At 67.8% G+C, this 17056-nt stretch carries 7 protein-coding genes and 3 rRNA genes; 4 read left to right on the top strand and 6 right to left on the bottom strand.

All coding sequences use genetic code 11. From position 1 onward, the window contains the following. Window position 1 precedes the first annotated feature (1 nt). A complete protein-coding gene (lysS, locus tag AC0QR5_RS12795; RefSeq protein WP_329862870.1) occupies window positions 2-1528 on the bottom strand; it encodes a lysine--tRNA ligase in 1527 nt (508 codons plus the stop codon). A 72-nt stretch (window positions 1529-1600) separates the two neighbouring features. Between lysS and AC0QR5_RS12790 the strand changes: the two genes are divergently transcribed. Together AC0QR5_RS12790 and AC0QR5_RS12785 are read left to right on the top strand one after the other, a co-directional pair. Beyond that, a complete protein-coding gene (locus AC0QR5_RS12790) occupies window positions 1601-2668 on the top strand; it encodes an alpha/beta fold hydrolase (protein ID WP_329862868.1) in 1068 nt (355 codons plus the stop codon). Window positions 2669-2675: 7 nt separating this feature from the next. After that, window positions 2676-3563, top strand: a complete 888-nt coding sequence (locus AC0QR5_RS12785; RefSeq protein WP_329862866.1) for an alpha/beta hydrolase — start codon at window positions 2676-2678, stop codon at window positions 3561-3563. Between the two features lie 81 nt (window positions 3564-3644). Here the strand turns inward: AC0QR5_RS12785 and AC0QR5_RS12780 are convergent, their stop codons facing one another. The 5 genes from AC0QR5_RS12780 to AC0QR5_RS12760 all read right to left on the bottom strand — a co-directional run bounded on the left by AC0QR5_RS12780 (window position 3645) and on the right by AC0QR5_RS12760 (window position 14145). Then, on the bottom strand, window positions 3645-5621 hold the full coding sequence (locus AC0QR5_RS12780) for a M13 family metallopeptidase (RefSeq protein ID WP_329862864.1): 1977 nt from the start codon (window positions 5619-5621) through the stop codon (window positions 3645-3647). Window positions 5622-5981: 360 nt separating this feature from the next. Then, window positions 5982-8459, bottom strand: a complete 2478-nt coding sequence (locus AC0QR5_RS12775) for a phosphoketolase family protein (RefSeq protein ID WP_329862862.1) — start codon at window positions 8457-8459, stop codon at window positions 5982-5984. A gap of 146 nt (window positions 8460-8605) precedes the next feature. After that, window positions 8606-8722, bottom strand: a 5S ribosomal RNA gene (gene rrf / locus AC0QR5_RS12770). Window positions 8723-8883: 161 nt separating this feature from the next. Next, a 23S ribosomal RNA gene (locus AC0QR5_RS12765) occupies window positions 8884-12017 on the bottom strand. 602 nt (window positions 12018-12619) lie between these two features. After that, window positions 12620-14145: ribosomal RNA gene (locus tag AC0QR5_RS12760) — 16S ribosomal RNA — on the bottom strand. Together the 16S, 23S and 5S rRNA genes form the textbook arrangement of a ribosomal RNA operon. A gap of 586 nt (window positions 14146-14731) precedes the next feature. On the opposite strand from AC0QR5_RS12760, the gene AC0QR5_RS12755 reads away from it, so the two are divergent. Both AC0QR5_RS12755 and AC0QR5_RS12750 read left to right on the top strand, forming a co-directional pair. Beyond that, entirely contained in the window at window positions 14732-15721 is a 990-nt protein-coding gene (locus AC0QR5_RS12755; RefSeq protein ID WP_329861896.1) for an NAD(P)H-dependent flavin oxidoreductase, read from the top strand. A gap of 80 nt (window positions 15722-15801) precedes the next feature. Then, a complete protein-coding gene (locus tag AC0QR5_RS12750; protein WP_329861897.1) occupies window positions 15802-16923 on the top strand; it encodes an aminoglycoside phosphotransferase family protein in 1122 nt (373 codons plus the stop codon). The last annotated feature ends 133 nt before the right edge of the window (window positions 16924-17056 follow it).

Genomic DNA, 17056 nt, shown 5'->3' with positions numbered 1-17056 from the left:
GCTAGGCCTCCGGCTTGAGCAGCGGGAACAGGATGGTCTCGCGGATGCCCACGTCGGTGAAGAGCATCACGAGGCGGTCGATCCCCAGGCCGATCCCGCCCATCGGCGGTGCGCCGTACTCGAGCGCGCGGAGGAAGTCCTCGTCGAGCTGCATCGCCTCGTCGTCGCCGCCGGCAGCGAGCCGGGACTGCTCCACGAGCCGCTCCCGCTGGATGACGGGGTCGATGAGCTCGGAGAACGCGGTGCCGCGCTCCATGCCGCCGATGATCAGGTCCCACGCCTCGATGAGTCCGGGCTTGGAACGGTGCGGCCGGGCCAGGGGCTGCGCGGCCGGCGGGTAGTCGTAGACGAACGTCGGGTTCAGCAGGGTCGGCTCCACGATCTCGCCGAACAGCTCCACGACGAGCTTCTGGGCGTCCCACTTCGGGTCGACCTTCACGCCGTGCTCCTCGGCGACGGCGCGCAGCTCCGCCGCACCCGTCTCGGGGGTGATCTCGCGGCCGACGGCCTCGGACAGCCCCGGGTAGACGCCGAGCCAACGCCACTCGCCGTCGAGGTCGATCGTCCCCTTCGCGGTCTCGATCCGGCGGCCGGCACCCACGGCGTCGGCCGCGGCGAGGATGATCTCCTTGATCCGCTCGGCCATGACGAACTGGTCCGCGTAGACCTCGTAGCACTCGAGGGTCGTGAACTCCGGGGAGTGCGTGGAGTCGACGCCCTCGTTCCGGAAGAGCCGCCCGACCTCGAAGACGCGCGGGATGCCGCCGACCACGGTGCGCTTGAGGTAGAGCTCCGTGGCGATGCGCAGCGTCATCGGCTGGTCGAACGCGTTCAGGTGGGTGTGGAACGGGCGGGCCGTGGCGCCGCCGTGCACGAGCTGCAGCATCGGGGTCTCGACCTCGACGTAGCCGTGGCCGTAGAGGGTGTCGCGGACGGCGCGGGTCACGGCGTCGCGCGTGTAGATCATCTCGCGGGCCTCGTCACGGACCATGAGGTCGGCGTAGCGCTGGCGCACGCGCGTCTCCTCGTTCAGCTCGGCATGCAGCACGGGCATGGGGCGCACGGCCTTGGACGCCATCTGCCACTCGGTGACCATGATGGACAGCTCGCCGCGGCGGGAGCAGATGACGCTGCCCTTGACGAACACGTGGTCGCCGAGGTCCACGAGGTGCTTCCAGTCGGCGAGCGCGTCCTCGCCGACGTTGGCCAGCGACAGCATGGCCTGCAGGCGGACGGCCTCGCCGCGGGGACCCGACTCCTGGAGGGTCGCGAAGCAGAGCTTGCCAGTGTTGCGGGCGAAGACGACGCGCCCGGCGACGCCGACGACGTCCTCGGTCTCCTGTCCGGCCTCGAGGTGGCCGTAGGCGTCGCGGATCTCGAGCAGGGCGTGGGTGCGCTCGACCCCGACGGGGTAGGCCTCGCGGCCCGACTCCAGCAGGGCGGCGCGCTTGTCCAGGCGCACCTGGCGCTGGTCGTTGGTGTCGGTGGCGGGCGCGGCCTGGGCGGGGGCGGTGTTTTCGGCAGTCACGGTCACCAATTCTACGTGCTCGCCGTCCCGCGGGGTCCCGGGCGGGGACGGGGCATCGGGTAGCCTGCCCGCATGGCCCGCTCGCGCATCCTCCGCACCACCTGGTGGGTTCCCGCAGCGGCCGGCGCGGAGCCGGCGCCCGCCGGTCCAGGGGGCGGTCCGGGAACCCGGGAAGAGCCGGTGCCCACAGCTCCGGGGCGCCTCCCGGACCCGGAGTACGACGCCGGAGCCCTCCTCGAGGTGCACACCCACCTCCCGCGGGGGACGGCTGCCGCACGGGGGCTCCCCGCGGCACGGGAGCCCGACTGGGCCTGGGAGCCGGGTAGCGCACAGGGGCCCCACGCCTTACGGGAAGCGGGCTCGGCCGGGGAGCCGGGCCCCGGCGTCGTCCTGGTCCACGGCACCCTCGTAACGGACGCCGTCTACGCGCTCTTCTGCCGGCGTCTCGCCGCACGGATCGGCGCTCCCGTGCACAGCTACCACCGGCGCGGCCGTGGCGGCTCCGCCCCGCAGGGTCCGGGCTACGGGCTCGCGACCGAGGCCGCGGACCTGGCCCGCGTCCTGCGCGCGACGGGCGCCCGTACCGTGTTCGGGCACAGCTACGGCGGGGCCGTGGCGCTCGCCGCGGGGCTGCGGACCCCGGAGCTAATCGACCGCTTGGCGACCTTTGACGCGGCCCTGGACCTCGACGGATCGCTCGCCCGGCTCTGGCGCCCGGAGCTGGAAGAGGCCACCGACGCCGGTCGCCTCGACGAGGCCTGGGCCCTGCTCGTCAAGGGGCTCGGCACGGCCGGCCCCGTCTCGCGCCTGCCGCTCGGCTCCCTGCGCGTGATGAGCCTGCTCTCGGCCAAGACGCGGCTCGGCGGCGAGATGCGCTCCCTGCTACCCACTGCGGTCCGCGAGATGCGCGCCGTCCTCGACGCGCCCGTCCCCCACGAGTCCCTGCGTCGGCTGCCGCCCGGCGCGCTGCTGTTGACCGGCCAGTACAGCCCCGCCTACTTCGCCCGGTCCGCCCGGCTCATCGCCGCCTGCGCGCCCGGCGCGACCGCGGAAACCGTGCGCGGTCACCTGCACGACGGGCCGATCCGCGCCTCCGGGCTACTCCTGCGCCGGATCGCGCGCTTCCATGAAGGAAGATAGGGAGACCATGAAAGAACGGATCGTCCCCACGCACGACGGCGGCCGCCTGGCCCTGTACAGCTACGGCAACCCCAGCGCTCCCGGCGAGCGCCGCATCCTCGTGGTCGGCGGCGCCTTCATCACGGCCCTGATCTACCGCCCGTTCGCCCTCGCCCTGAGCAAGCGGCTCGGCCCCGAATGGGCCGTCGACGTCTACGACCGGCGGGGACGGGGCAGCTCCACGGGGCAGCCGGCCGACTACTCGATGGACACCGAGATCGCCGACGTCGCGCTCATGCTGCGCACCACCGGCGCCCGGAACCTCTTCGGCCATTCCCTCGGCGGGGCCGTGGTGCTCAACGCCGTGCAGGCCTTCCAGGGCCACGACTCCGCCGACGCGCGCTTCGCCGAACCCGCGCTCGTGCCGGACCGGCTCGCCGTCTACGACCCAGCGATCAACATCGACGGAAGCGTTGACTCGGGCTGGATCGAGGGCTTCCGCGAGGCCGTGAAGGCGGGGAGGCCCGGACGCGCCCTGGCCCGGATGCAGCGCGGCATGGCGACGTCGCCGACGCTCTCGCGTGTGCCCGAACCCATCCTCGCCGCGCTCCTGGCGGGCACGGCCCGCACCCCCCTGGGGCGCATGGCGCGCGAGCTGCTGCCCACGGGCGTCGGCGAGCTCACCGCCGCGCTCGAGGAGGCCGAGCACGCCGCTCGCTTCGCCCGGCTGCCCTCCGGAACCCGCTTTATGGCCGGCGCGAAGAGCCCCGCCTACTTCCGGGCGACCGCCCAGAAGCTGCACCGCACCGTCGGCGGCTCCGGCTACGAGGAGTCCCCGAAGGGCATCCATGCCTCCGTCCCCGCCGCGGTCGGCGAGCTCATCGACGACATCGCCGGCTACTTCGAGGAGTCCTAGCCGGAGGCGGCGCGACCCGCGCCCGGGCACCCGGGTGCGGCCCCGGCGTCGTCCTTGCCCTTGCCCCAAGAGGACCCTGGGCTACCAGATGACGACGCGCTCCCCGGGCTCGAGCCACATGCCGTCGCCCGGGCGCGTGCCGAACGCCTCGTGGAACGCGTCCATGTTCCGCGGCACCTGGTTGCAGCGGAACTCGCCCGGCGAATGCGGGTCCGTGGTGATGCGCGTGACCATGGTCTCCGGTCGCGTGAGCGTGCGCCAGCACTCGGCCCACGAGTAGAAGAAGCGCTGATCGCCACTCAGGCCGTCGACGACCTCGTCCTCCCCCAGCCCGCGCGCGGCCAGGTCCAGGCGGTAGGCCTTGTACGCGATCCCGAGCCCGCCCAGGTCGCCGATGTTCTCGCCCAGGGTCAGCTTGCCGTTGACGTGGTGCTCCGGCGCCTCCGGTGGGACGAGGGCCTCGTACTGCTCGACGAGCCGCCCCGTGAGCGCCTCGAACGCGCCGCGGTCCTCGTCCGTCCACCAGTTGCGCAGCTCGCCCGTGCCGTCGAACTGCGAACCCTGGTCGTCGAAGCCGTGCCCGATCTCGTGCCCGATCACCGCGCCGATCGCACCGTAGTTCGACGCGGCGTCGCGGTGCACGTCGAAGAACGGCGGGCGCAGGATCGCGGCCGGGAAGCCGATCTCGTTCAGCAGCGGATGGTAGTAGGCGTTGACGGTCTGCGGGTACATGAACCACAGCTCCTTGTCCACGCCGTCGTCGATCTTCTGCAGCTCGCGGGCAAACTCGAAGGCGTTGGCGGAGGCGACGTTCGCGATGAGGTCGGCCGGGTCCGCCTGGATCGCCGAGTAGTCGATCCACTTCACCGGGTAGCCGATCTTCGGCCGGAACATGCCCAGCTTCTCGAGCGCCTTGCCGCGCGTCTCGGCCCCCATCCAGGGCAGATCCGAGATCGACTGCCGGTAGGCCTCCGTCAGGTTGGCGACGAGCGCCTCCATCCGCTCCTTCGCCTCGGCCGGGAAGTGCCGCTCGACGTAGAGCTGGCCGATGTCCTCGCCGACGGCGCCCTCCGTGAACGCGACGCCGCGCTTCCAGCGCTCCTTGAGCTCCTTCGTCCCGGCGAGCTTGGCGGAATAGAAGGAGAAGTTCTCCAGCACGAACGCCCTGGACAGGTACGGGGCGTTGCTGCGCACGAGCTGCACGGCGAGCCAGTGGCGCCACGTCTCCAGCGGCTGCTCCGCGAGGACCTGCTCGAGCCCCTCGAGGTAGCTCGGCTGCCAGACGTCCACCTCGGCGAAGTAGCGCGGCTCGATCCCCGCCCCCTCGAACCAGAGTTCCAGGGACGGATGCAGGGCGAACAGCTGCCGGTCCGTGAGCAGGTTGTAGCGGGCCTGGGCGTCGCGGCACTTCACGCGGTCCCAGTGGTGCGCGGCGAGCGCGGTCTCGAGGCGGACGACGGCGGCCGCCGCCTCCTCGGCGTCCGGCACCTCGGCGAGGCCCAGCAGGCGGCCCAGATGGGTCCGGTACTCGCCGAGGAGCTCCGCGAACTGCTCCTCCCGGTAGTACGACTCGTCCGGCAGGCCGAGCCCCGACTGCAGCAGGGTCAGCAGGTTCCTGTCCGGCTGGCCCGCGTCGGAGTTGGCGCCCGCGCTGTAGAAGCCGGAGACGCCGCGGCGCTGCAGGGCGCCCGTGAGGCGCACGAGCTCGTCGATCCCGCCGACCGCGTACACCGCGGCGAGGTCCTCGCGGATGGGGTCCATGCCGCGGGCCTCGATCGCGTCCTCGTCCATGAAGCTCGCGTAGAGCGCACCGATGCGTTCCTTGCGCGGGTCCACGGCACCGTCGGGGCCGGCCGGATCGGCCTGGGCGTCCTCGATGATCTCGCGGACCGCGGCCTCCGACTCGTCGCGGAGCTGCATAAAGGAGCCGTAGCTGCCCTGGTCCCCCGGGATCTCTGCGGTGGCCAGCCACGAGCCGTTGACGTGGCGGTAGAGGTCGTCCTGGGGGCGGACGGCGTGGTCCCGGTGGTCCACGCGGGTGGTCGGTTCAGCGGTCATGGCGTCCCGTCTTCTCTGCGGCGTCGCAGCGCCGCGGCCTGTGGTTGCCGCGTGGGTGCGCGGAGCGGTCCGGGGCCTCTGCGGGGCGGCGGGATCGAGCCCGTCCGCCCGGGCGGCGCCCGGCTGTGTTGGTCATCACTGTACTGCCGTGGCCGCCGCCAGCGCCCGCCGGGCACAGCGGTTCACCTGACCGCGAAACCCGTCGCCCCCGGGGGGAAGGCGGCCTCGCGGGCGGGGGCGCGCGCCGGCGCCCCGACCTCGCTCACCCGTTCCGTGGCCGCGCTCCGCGCCCGGGCCCCGGCGTCGTCCCCGCTTTCGCAGGCGCCGCACACCCAGGCCTGACCCCGGGGCCGCGCCGCATCAGAGCGTCCAGCCCGTGATCTCCTCCGGGTCCTCTCCGTGCTCGCGCGTGTGGGCCCGTGCGTCCGCGCGCATCCCCTCGTACTTCTCCCGCAGCTCCGGGTGTTCCGCCGCGAGCCCTGGAACGCGTTCGAGCACGTCGAGGGCCAGGTGGAAGCGGTCGATCCCGTTGAGCATCGCCATGTCGAACGGCGTCGTGGTGGTGCCCTCCTCGATGTAGCCGCGGACGTGGAAGTTGGCGTGGTTGCGCTGGCGGTAGACGAGCCGGTGGATGAGCCACGGATAGCCGTGGTAGGCGAAGACCACCGGCTTGTCCACGGTGAAGTAGGCGTCGAAGGCCTCCGGTTCGAGCCCGTGGGGGTGACCCCGGTGGTCCTGGAGGCGCATGAGGTCCACGACGTTGACGACGCGGACCGCCAGGCCGGGCAGATCGGTCCGAAGCAGCTTCGCCGCGGCGACGGCCTCCGCGGTCGGGACGTCGCCGGCGCACCCCAGCACGACGTCGGGCTCACCCCCGTGGCCCGAGCCCGCGAAGTCCCACGTCCCGATCCCGGCAGCGCAATGGACCCTGGCCTCCTCGGGGCCGAGCCACTGCAGGGCCGGCGCCTTCCCCGCGACGACGACGTTGACGTAGTCCCGCGTGCGCATGACGTGGTCCATGGTGTGCACGAGCGTGTTCGCGTCGACGGGCAGGTAGACCCGCACGACGTCGGCCTTCTTGTTCACGACGTGGTCGATGAAGCCGGGGTCCTGGTGGGAGAAGCCGTTGTGGTCCTGCTGCCAGACGTGCGAGGACAGGAGGTAGTTCAGGCTCGCCACGGGGGCCCGCCAGTCGAGCCCGCGGTGCACCTTGAGCCACTTGGCGTGCTGGTTGAACATCGAGTCGACGATGTGCACGAACGCCTCGTAGCTGTTCAGCACCCCGTGCCGCCCGCTGAGCAGGTAGCCCTCGAGCCAGCCCTGGCAGAGGTGTTCGCTGAGCACCTCCATCACGCGGCCGGAACGCGCGAGGTGTTCGTCGGTCTCGAGGATGCGCTGCTGCCAGACCTTGTCGGTGGTCTCGTAGACCGCGGCGAGCCGGTTGGAGGCGGTCTCGTCCGGGCCGAAGAGGCGGAAGGTCCGGGGGTTGAGCCGCACGACCTCCCGCATCCAGCCGCCGAGGTTGACCATGGCACTGAGTCGCGTGGTCCCGGGCTCCGCCACCTCGACGGTGTGGGCGGCGGCGTCGGGCAGTTCGAGCTCCTCCAGCAGCCTGCCGCCGTTGGCGTGGTCGGTTGCACTCATCCTGTGCGCGCCTTCGGGGGCCAGGCGGACGACGGCGGGGCGGAGCGCGCCGTCGTCGTCGAACAGTTCGCCGGGGCGGTAGGACAGCAGCCAGTCCTCGAGCTGGGCCAGGTGGGCGGGGTCGTCGTGGATCCCGGCCAGGGGCACTTGGTGTGCGCGCCAGGTCCCCTCGACCGGGAGGCCGTCCACGACGCGCGGGCCCGTCCAGCCCTTGGGCGAGCGCAACACGATCATCGGCCAGGCCGGAACGCCCTCCGCGCCGGCGCCCGCGGTCAACCCGGTGCCCGCAGTTAGCCCGGCGCCTCCGTCCGCCGGCCCCGCGTCCCGGTTCCCCCGCCCACCGTCCGCACCCGCCGGCCTCCCCACTTCGTCCGCCGGCCCACCAGCCACGCCCCGGCCACGGGCCGCCTGCTGGATGCCGGCGATCGCATCGAGGCACTCGTCGAGTGCGGCGGCGAAGGACCGGTGTGCCTCCTCGTGGTCGTAACCGTCCCCGACGTCGACGATGCGGGGCGCGTAGCCGTGGCCCTCCAAGTACTTGCGCAGCCGGGCCTCGGGCATGCGGGCCAGCACCGTGGGATTGGCGATCTTGTAGCCGTTGAGGTGCAGGATCGGCAGGACGGCGCCGTCGTGGACGGGGTCGACGAACGCCGTGGACTGCCACGCCCCCGACAGGGGCCCCGTCTCGGCCTCGCCGTCCCCGACGACGCACGCGACGACGAGGTCCGGATTGTCGAAGGCCGCGCCGTAGGCGTGGGAGAGGGAGTATCCGAGTTCACCGCCCTCGCTGATGGAGCCGGGCATCTCGGGGGCGGCGTGACTCGGGACCCCGCCCGGAAAGGAGAACTGCTGGAAGAGGCGGGCCAGCCCGTCCTCGTCCCGGGTGATCTCCGGGTAGACCTCGGTGTAGGTGCCCTCGAGGTAGGCGTTGGCGACGTTCGCCGGCCCGCCGTGCCCCGGCCCGGTCACGAAGAGCATCTGCTGCCCGCGGGCCACGATCGCGCGGTTCAGGTGCGCGTAGACGAAGTTCAGTCCGGGCGTCGTTCCCCAGTGGCCGAGAAGTCGCTTCTTGACGTCGCCGGGTTCGAGGCGCCGCCGCAGCAACGGGTTGGAGCGCAGGTAGATCTGGCCGACGGACAGGTAGTTGGCGGCCCGCCACCAGGACTCGAGCGCCTCGACCTCGGACTGGTCCATGGGATCCTCCTCGCTTCGGCGGCACCAGGGTGCCGCGCTGCCCACGCTACAAGGATGACGTGGCGGATGTGAGGGGAAAGCGGTAAATCGTGGGTTAAATGGGTCAGGGCCCCAACCGTGTGGTTGGGGCCCTGGCCTGAATGTGTGTCCGGCGGTGTCCTACTCTCCCACACCCTCCCGAGTGCAGTACCATCGGCGCTGTGGGTCTTAGCTTCCGGGTTCGGTATGGGACCGGGCGTTTCCCCCACGCTATGACCGCCGTAACCCTTGCTCCGCGACCCCCGTGGTGGGGGTGGGAAATCTTGTGGGTCACGTGGTTGTTTCCGTGACAGTGTTTATGTGGTTGTGGTACATCGAAACTGGTTGTTGTTTCGGTACCGCATAGTGGACGCAGCATGCTTGCCACACACGTGGTGTGGTGTTTGTGGTGTAAGTTGTCGGCCTATTAGTACGGGTCGGCTTCACGAGTCTTTGGTCCTCGCTTCCACGTCCCGCCTATCAACCCAGTGGTCTGGCTGGGGGCCTCTCACCAACAAGTGGTATGGAAATCTCATCTTGAAGCGGGCTTCCCGCTTAGATGCTTTCAGCGGTTATCCCATCCGAACGTAGCCAATCAGCGGTGCACTTGGCAGTACAACTGACACACCAGAGGTTCGTCCGTCCCGGTCCTCTCGTACTAAGGACAGCCCTTCTCAAATTTCCTGCGCGCGCAGCGGATAGGGACCGAACTGTCTCACGACGTTCTAAACCCAGCTCGCGTACCGCTTTAATGGGCGAACAGCCCAACCCTTGGGACCTACTCCAGCCCCAGGATGCGACGAGCCGACATCGAGGTGCCAAACCATGCCGTCGATATGGACTCTTGGGCAAGATCAGCCTGTTATCCCCGAGGTACCTTTTATCCGTTGAGCGACGGCCCTTCCACGAGGTGCCGCCGGATCACTAGTCCCGACTTTCGTCCCTGCTCGAGCTGTCGCTCTCACAGTCAAGCTCCCTTGTGCACTTACACTCGACACCTGATTGCCAACCAGGCTGAGGGAACCTTTGGGCGCCTCCGTTACTTTTTGGGAGGCAACCGCCCCAGTTAAACTACCCATCAGGCACTGTCCCTGACCCAGATCATGGGCCGAAGTTAGGAATCCGGTACGGCCAGAGTGGTATTTCAACGACGACTCCACGGCCACTGGCGTGTCCGCTTCACAGTCTCCCACCTATCCTACACAAGCCGCACCGAACACCAATACCAAACTATAGTAAAGGTCTCGGGGTCTTTCCGTCCTGCTGCGCGTAACGAGCATCTTTACTCGTAGTGCAATTTCGCCGAGTTCATGGTTGAGACAGCGGGGAAGTCGTTACTCCATTCGTGCAGGTCGGAACTTACCCGACAAGGAATTTCGCTACCTTAGGATGGTTATAGTTACCACCGCCGTTTACTGGGGCTTGAATTCCCGGCTTCGCCTTGCGGCTGACCGGTCCTCTTAACCTTCCAGCACCGGGCAGGAGTCAGTCCGTATACATCGTCTTGCGACTTCGCACGGACCTGTGTTTTTAGTAAACAGTCGCTTCCCCCTGGTCTCTGCGGCCCCGATCCCCTCACACACGCGTGGCGTGCTCAGGGTTGGGGCCCCCCTTCTCCCGAAGTTACGGGGGCATTTTGCCGAGTTCCTTAACCATGATTCTCTCGATCGCCTTGGTATTCTCTACCTGATCACCTGTGTCGGTTTGGGGTACGGGCGGTTGGAACCTCGCGCCGATGCTTTTCTTGGCAGCATAGGATCACCGGATCACCCACCAACGTGGGCGCCTATCGGGTCTGAGCCATGTAACGGGGAACGGATTTGCCTATTCCCCGGCCTACGCCCTTGGACCAGGTCGATTCCATTGCCTGGCCCGGCTACCTTCCTGCGTCACACCTGTTAATACGCTGACCTCGCCGGCTCGGTTCCCGCGCCGCCCACCCGGTGGGAGCCCCGAAGGGATCCCGGTGGATGGTTGGGGCGGTTAGCATCGCCGGTCCGGTAGGGACGGTTCTTCACCGGTACGGGAATATCAACCCGTTGTCCATCGACTACGCCTGTCGGCCTCGCCTTAGGTCCCGACTTACCCAGGGCAGATTAGCTTGACCCTGGAACCCTTGATCATTCGGCGGACGGGTTTCCCACCCGTCTTTCGCTACTCATGCCTGCATTCTCACTCGTGCCGGCTCCACCACTGGTTTCCACCGCGGCTTCACTGCCGGCACGACGCTCCCCTACCCACCCGGACGGCTGGACCACGAAGGCCTGCCTGGTATCCGGATGACGCGACTTCGGCGGTGTGCTTGAGCCCCGCTACATTGTCGGCGCGGAATCACTTGACCAGTGAGCTATTACGCACTCTTTCAAGGGTGGCTGCTTCTAAGCCAACCTCCTGGTTGTCTGGGCAACTCCACATCCTTTCCCACTTAGCACACGCTTGGGGGCCTTAGTCGGCGTTCTGGGCTGTTTCCCTCTCGACCATGAAGCTTATCCCCCACGGTCTCACTGCTGCGCTCTGACTTACCGGCATTCGGAGTTTGGCTGACGTCAGTAACCTGGTCGGGCCCATCGGCCATCCAGTAGCTCTACCTCCGGCAAGAAACACGCAACGCTGCACCTAAATGCATTTCGGGGAGAACCAGCTATCACGGAGTTTGATTGGCCTTTCACCCCTACCCACAGCTCATCCCCTCCATTTTCAACTGAAGTGGGTTCGGTCCTCCACGCGCTCTTACACGCGCTTCAACCTGGCCATGGGTAGATCACTCCGCTTCGGGTCTAGACCGTGCCACTGAATCGCCCTATTCAGACTCGCTTTCGCTACGGCTCCCCCACACGGGTTAACCTCGCGACACAGCACTAACTCGCAGGCTCATTCTTCAAAAGGCACGCCGTCACCCCAACAAGGAGGCTCCGACGGATTGTAGGCACACGGTTTCAGGTACTGTTTCACTCCCCTCCCGGGGTACTTTTCACCTTTCCCTCACGGTACTTGTCCGCTATCGGTCATTGGGTAGTATTCAGGCTTACCAGGTGGTCCTGGCGGATTCGCACGGGATTTCTCGGGCCCCGTACTACTTGGGATGCCACCACAGGACGGCGGAACGCATTACGGCTACGGGACTCACACCCCCTCTGGTCCGGCCTTCAAACCGGTTCGCCTATACGCCCGCACCTCGCCCCACCAGCCCGGCAGAACTGGTATGGATGGTCCCACGACCCCGGCCATGCAACGCCCGCCGGCTATCACACATGGACCGGTTTAGCCCCATCCGCTTTCGCTCGCCACTACTCACGGAATCACTGTTGTTTTCTCTTCCTGCGGGTACTGAGATGTTTCACTTCCCCGCGTTCCCCCCGGACAGCCTATGTGTTCAGCTGCCGGTCACACAGACACTCGCGCGCTGTGCGGGGTTTCCCCATTCGGAAATCCTGGCCTCAACGTCCGGTTATCGACTCCACCAGGCTTATCGCAGATTCCCACGTCCTTCTTCGGCTCCCAATGCCAAGGCATCCACCGTGCGCCCTTGAAAACTTGACCACAAACAGGCCAAGCAAGAGCACTTACTTACGAACAATCGAGAAAACCACGCCCACCCACACCGGGGCGGACAGGGTCTTCCATCATCAAAGAAATTGCTATTGCACTCCACCACCCACAGGGACAAAACCCCGAAGGCGATGGCATACAAGATGCTCGCGTCCACTATGCAGTTCCCAAACAACAACCCCCATCACACCCACCACCAACCCCCCACCCCCGCAACACCAGCAAACACTGGGAAACAAGGACGATACGGGGCCGGCTTAGGCCATGCGCGGGAAAACAACAACCACCCACCCCCCGGCACGAACACCGGCTCAGGCAGGGCGCCTGTTGCTTCAGGGCCCAACAGTGTGCCATGGACCCGGGACCACCAACCCCCCACCGCTTTCCCACCCCACCCACACACCCCACAAAAAGGGGGCGCACGGACCAGGCGTACTCACGAACAGGGGACCAGCAAGATCCCAGGCCACGATTCATCGACATTCCACCCATGAGCGCCCGCCCACCAACATCCGTGGCGGCAACGGGCAAACACTGAACACCACCACCAAAGGACATGCATCCCCGGCGGACAAGTGCTAGCTGCTCCTTAGAAAGGAGGTGATCCAGCCGCACCTTCCGGTACGGCTACCTTGTTACGACTTAGTCCCAATCGCCGGTCCCACCTTCGACGGCTCCCTCCCACAAGGGGTTGGGCCACCGGCTTCGGGTGTTACCAACTTTCGTGACTTGACGGGCGGTGTGTACAAGGCCCGGGAACGTATTCACCGCAGCGTTGCTGATCTGCGATTACTAGCGACTCCGACTTCATGGGGTCGAGTTGCAGACCCCAATCCGAACTGAGACCGGCTTTTTGGGATTAGCTCCACCTCACAGTATCGCAACCCTTTGTACCGGCCATTGTAGCATGCGTGAAGCCCAAGACATAAGGGGCATGATGATTTGACGTCGTCCCCACCTTCCTCCGAGTTGACCCCGGCAGTCTCCCATGAGTCCCCGGCATAACCCGCTGGCAACATGGAACGAGGGTTGCGCTCGTTGCGGGACTTAACCCAACATCTCACGACACGAGCTGACGACAACCATGCACCACCTGTGAACCGGCCCCAAAGGGGAAGGACTGTTTCCAGCCCGGTCCGGCCCATGTCAAGCCTTGGTAAGGTTCTTCGCGTTGCATCGAATTAATCCGCATGCTCCGCCGCTTGTGCGGGCCCCCGTCAATTCCTTTGAGTTTTAGCCTTGCGGCCGTACTCCCCAGGCGGGGCACTTAATGCGTTAGCTACGACGCGGAAAACGTGGAATGTCCCCCACATCTAGTGCCCAACGTTTACGGCATGGACTACCAGGGTATCTAATCCTGTTCGCTCCCCATGCTTTCGCTCCTCAGCGTCAGTTACTGCCCAGAGACCTGCCTTCGCCATCGGTGTTCCTCCTGATATCTGCGCATTTCACCGCTACACCAGGAATTCCAGTCTCCCCTACAGCACTCTAGCCTGCCCGTACCCACCGCAGATCCGGGGTTGAGCCCCGGACTTTCACGGCAGACGCGACAAACCGCCTACGAGCTCTTTACGCCCAATAATTCCGGATAACGCTCGCGCCCTACGTATTACCGCGGCTGCTGGCACGTAGTTAGCCGGCGCTTCTTCTGCAGGTACCGTCACTTGCGCTTCTTCCCTACTGAAAGAGGTTTACAACCCGAAGGCCGTCATCCCTCACGCGGCGTCGCTGCATCAGGCTTGCGCCCATTGTGCAATATTCCCCACTGCTGCCTCCCGTAGGAGTCTGGGCCGTGTCTCAGTCCCAGTGTGGCCGGTCACCCTCTCAGGCCGGCTACCCGTCGTCGCCTTGGTAGGCCATTACCCCACCAACAAGCTGATAGGCCGCGAGCCCATCCCCAACCAATGAATCTTTCCACCAACACACCATGCGGTGGCCGGTCATATCCGGTATTAGACCCAGTTTCCCAGGCTTATCCCAGAGTCGGGGGCAGGTTGCTCACGTGTTACTCACCCGTTCGCCACTAATCCACCCAGCAAGCTGGGCATCATCGTTCGACTTGCATGTGTTAAGCACGCCGCCAGCGTTCATCCTGAGCCAGGATCAAACTCTCCGTAAAAAAAATACAGACACAACCAAACCCACAGGAAAATGCGGACCCAGCTGCACCAAGTCAAAAAATCCCGGCAAAAAACCCTCCCAGCACCACGGGGGTGGCACCAGAAAAGCCATTCACCAATACAAAAATCGGTGTCAACAAACATGGCACACTATTGAGTTCTCAAACAACAGGCACATCCAGCCTCCACAACCAACCCAACCGGCCGGCTGCTGCGCTCTGGAGCAACTTGTCCAAGCTACCCTACTGCGTGTCGTCCCGCAAATCCACCGTTTCCGGCTGATCTTCGGTACTCTTCGCGGTTCATCCGATCGATTCCGTGGCGCAGAGCACCGCGGTCCTTTTCGGACTGAATTTGAAGGGTTTGGCCGCCTCGCGATCTTCAGCGTTTCCGCTGTCCTCGTCCCGGCGACTCAGAAAACTTTACACTCCCCCGGAGGCAATGCCAAATCGGGGCGTCCCCCGTCGAAACTCCGCGTGAACACTGGGATCCGGCCCCCTTCGGCCACCCGCCTGGCCCGCTGCCCCGCAAACCGCGTCCTGAGGTCTGCATCACAGCGTCAGGGGACCTTCCTAGACTGGCCCCATGGCTACCGAACCGTCTTCCCCACGTACTCCGTCCCGGACCGGGCTGCCGGTCCTGGCCGAGCCGATCATCAATGCCCCGATGGCAGGGGCGGCCGGCGGTGCCCTCGCGGCGGCCGTCAGCCGCGCGGGCGGACTCGGCATGGTCGGAATCGGAGGAGAGGCCACGCCACAGTGGATCCATGAACAGGCCGTCCTCGCCGCGGCCCCGGACCTCCCGTGGGGCGCGGGCCTCATGGCCTGGGTCCTCGAATCGTCACTGGATCCCGTGCGTGTACTTCTCGATCACTCGCCGGCCCTGATCTGCGTCAGCTTCGGGGATCCGGGCCCGGCGGCGGAACTGGCCCGCGCGGCCGGCGTCGCGACGGCCATGCAGGTCGGGAACGCGGCCGAGCTGCGCCGGGCGCTGGAGGACGACATCGACGTCGTCGTGTGCCGCGGCGGCGAGGGCGGAGGCCACGGACGCAACGAGGCGGCGACCCTTCCCCTCCTGCAGTGGGCGTTCGATGCCACCGACAAGCCCGTGGTCGCCGCGGGAGGGATCGCGACGGCCCGTGGCGTGGCCGCCGTCCTGGCCGCGGGCGCCGCGGCGGCGTGGGTCGGCACGCGCTTCGCGGCCTGCTCGGAGGCGTTGGGCAAGCCGCAGGTCAAGGAGGCGATCTCCTCCGCGCGTCTCGACGGAACCGTCTACACCCGCGCCTTCGACATCGCCCAAGGCATCCCGTGGCCACGCGAGTACGGCGGCCGCGCCCTGCGCAACGACTTCAGCGGACGCTGGGCGGGACACGAGGCGGCGCTCGAGGCGGCCGTCGCGGCGGACCCCGGCATCCGCGACGGCATCCAGTCGGCGCGTGCCGCAGGGGACGCGTCCCAGGCTCCCGTCTATGCCGGCGAGGGCGCGGGTCTCGGCGGCCCGGGATCGGCGGCGGAGCTCGTCGCGGAACTCGCGGGCTTCAGGGGACACCTCGCGCGTGCGGCCCATGCCTGGTGACCTCCGCGCGTCGGACGCCGCGGCGCGGAAGGCCCCTGGTTCCGGCTGCGGGCCGGTAGCGAGGACATCCGGGGGCCCCCGTGGCTGAGCCCGACGGCCCCGGCGGAGGCGCACCGTGGGAGCATCCGGCGCTGAGCGCCGCCCAACGGGCGCTTCTGCGGGAGTGGTTCCCCGAAGCCCGGGGCACGGTGGACCACAGCTGGCCGTTCGGCATCACCGTGCTGCGCTTCGAGGCACCTGACGGGACGCTCATCCTCAAGGCCTCGGAGACCTCCCACCATCTGGCGCGTGAAGCGCGGGCGCACCGGGAGTGGCTGGCTCCCCTGCGCGGTGCGGCTCCGGGCAACGGACGGACAACGGCGGCCGGCCGCGGGCAGGGCCACGGGCCAGGACGCCGGCCCCCATCCGAGGCCGGGCCGGGCCGCGGATGGCGGGCCGAACCTAGGGGCGCGGCCGGGCCCCTGGTGGAGCCAGGCCCGGCGCTCGTGCCGGATCTCCTGAGGTACGACGCCGGCCCCGCGCTCGTGCCGGATCTCCTGAGGTACGACGCCGATGCCGGGCTCCTCGTCACGCGGTACCTCCCGGGACGGATCGCGACGGGGACGCCGGCAGCGGGCGATCCGGACGCCTACCGGCAGGCCGGGCGGATGCTCGCACTGCTGCATTGCGGTCCGACGTCATCACCGCGGGACAAGGGCCGCTACGAGACGACGATGCTGCGCAAGTGCCGGTCCTGGCTCGACCGCGCGGAGGGCCCCTCGGCCGGACGGCCGCTGGCGCCCGCGCCGCATCTGGCCGCGGCCCGGAAGTGGCTGGACGGGTTCGTTCCCGCGCCCGTGGAGCTCGTGCCGACCCACGGGGACTTCCAGCCGCGGAACTGGATCGTGGACGCCACCGGGACGCTGGGCCTGATCGACTTCGGCCGGGCCGAGCTCCGCCCCTGGTACACCGACCTCGTCCGGCTCGAGCACCAGGAGTTCCTGGCCGATCCCGACCTGGCGCCAGCGCTGTTCGAGGGCTACGGCCGCCCGGATGGTCCCTTCACGCCCGGGCGCTGGCTGGACCACCTGGGCCAGTCGCTCGGCACCGTGGTCTGGTCCCACGACATGGGAGACGAGGGGTTCGAGGAGCACGGCCGCCGCATGCTGGCCCGGACCGTCGAGGCGCTCGCGTCCCCTCGGACCCATCGCCGGCCCGGGTAGGGGCCGCCACGGAACCCTAGGGAACCCTACGGGAGCCGTCGCCGACCCGAAGCCCGCGGGCCAACGGCGGGCCCGGGCCGGAATACACCCGCGTCGCGCCGTCCGCGAACAGGGCCGGCAACGCGGCGGCCGG

This window comes from Arthrobacter sp. J156 (assembly GCF_056172865.1).
This window is presented reverse-complemented; position numbering and strand designations above follow the sequence as displayed.

Bases quoted from the DNA above. Each gene is read 5' to 3' on its own strand.
- AC0QR5_RS12790 (WP_329862868.1), top strand. From the start codon at position 1,601: ATGGCCCGCTCGCGCATCCTCCGCACCACCTGGTGGGTTCCCGCAGCG.
- AC0QR5_RS12785 (WP_329862866.1), top strand. From the start codon at position 2,676: ATGAAAGAACGGATCGTCCCCACGCACGACGGCGGCCGCCTGGCCCTG.
- AC0QR5_RS12780 (WP_329862864.1), bottom strand. From the start codon at position 5,621: ATGACCGCTGAACCGACCACCCGCGTGGACCACCGGGACCACGCCGTC.
- AC0QR5_RS12775 (WP_329862862.1), bottom strand. From the start codon at position 8,459: ATGGACCAGTCCGAGGTCGAGGCGCTCGAGTCCTGGTGGCGGGCCGCC.
- AC0QR5_RS12755 (WP_329861896.1), top strand. From the start codon at position 14,732: ATGGCTACCGAACCGTCTTCCCCACGTACTCCGTCCCGGACCGGGCTG.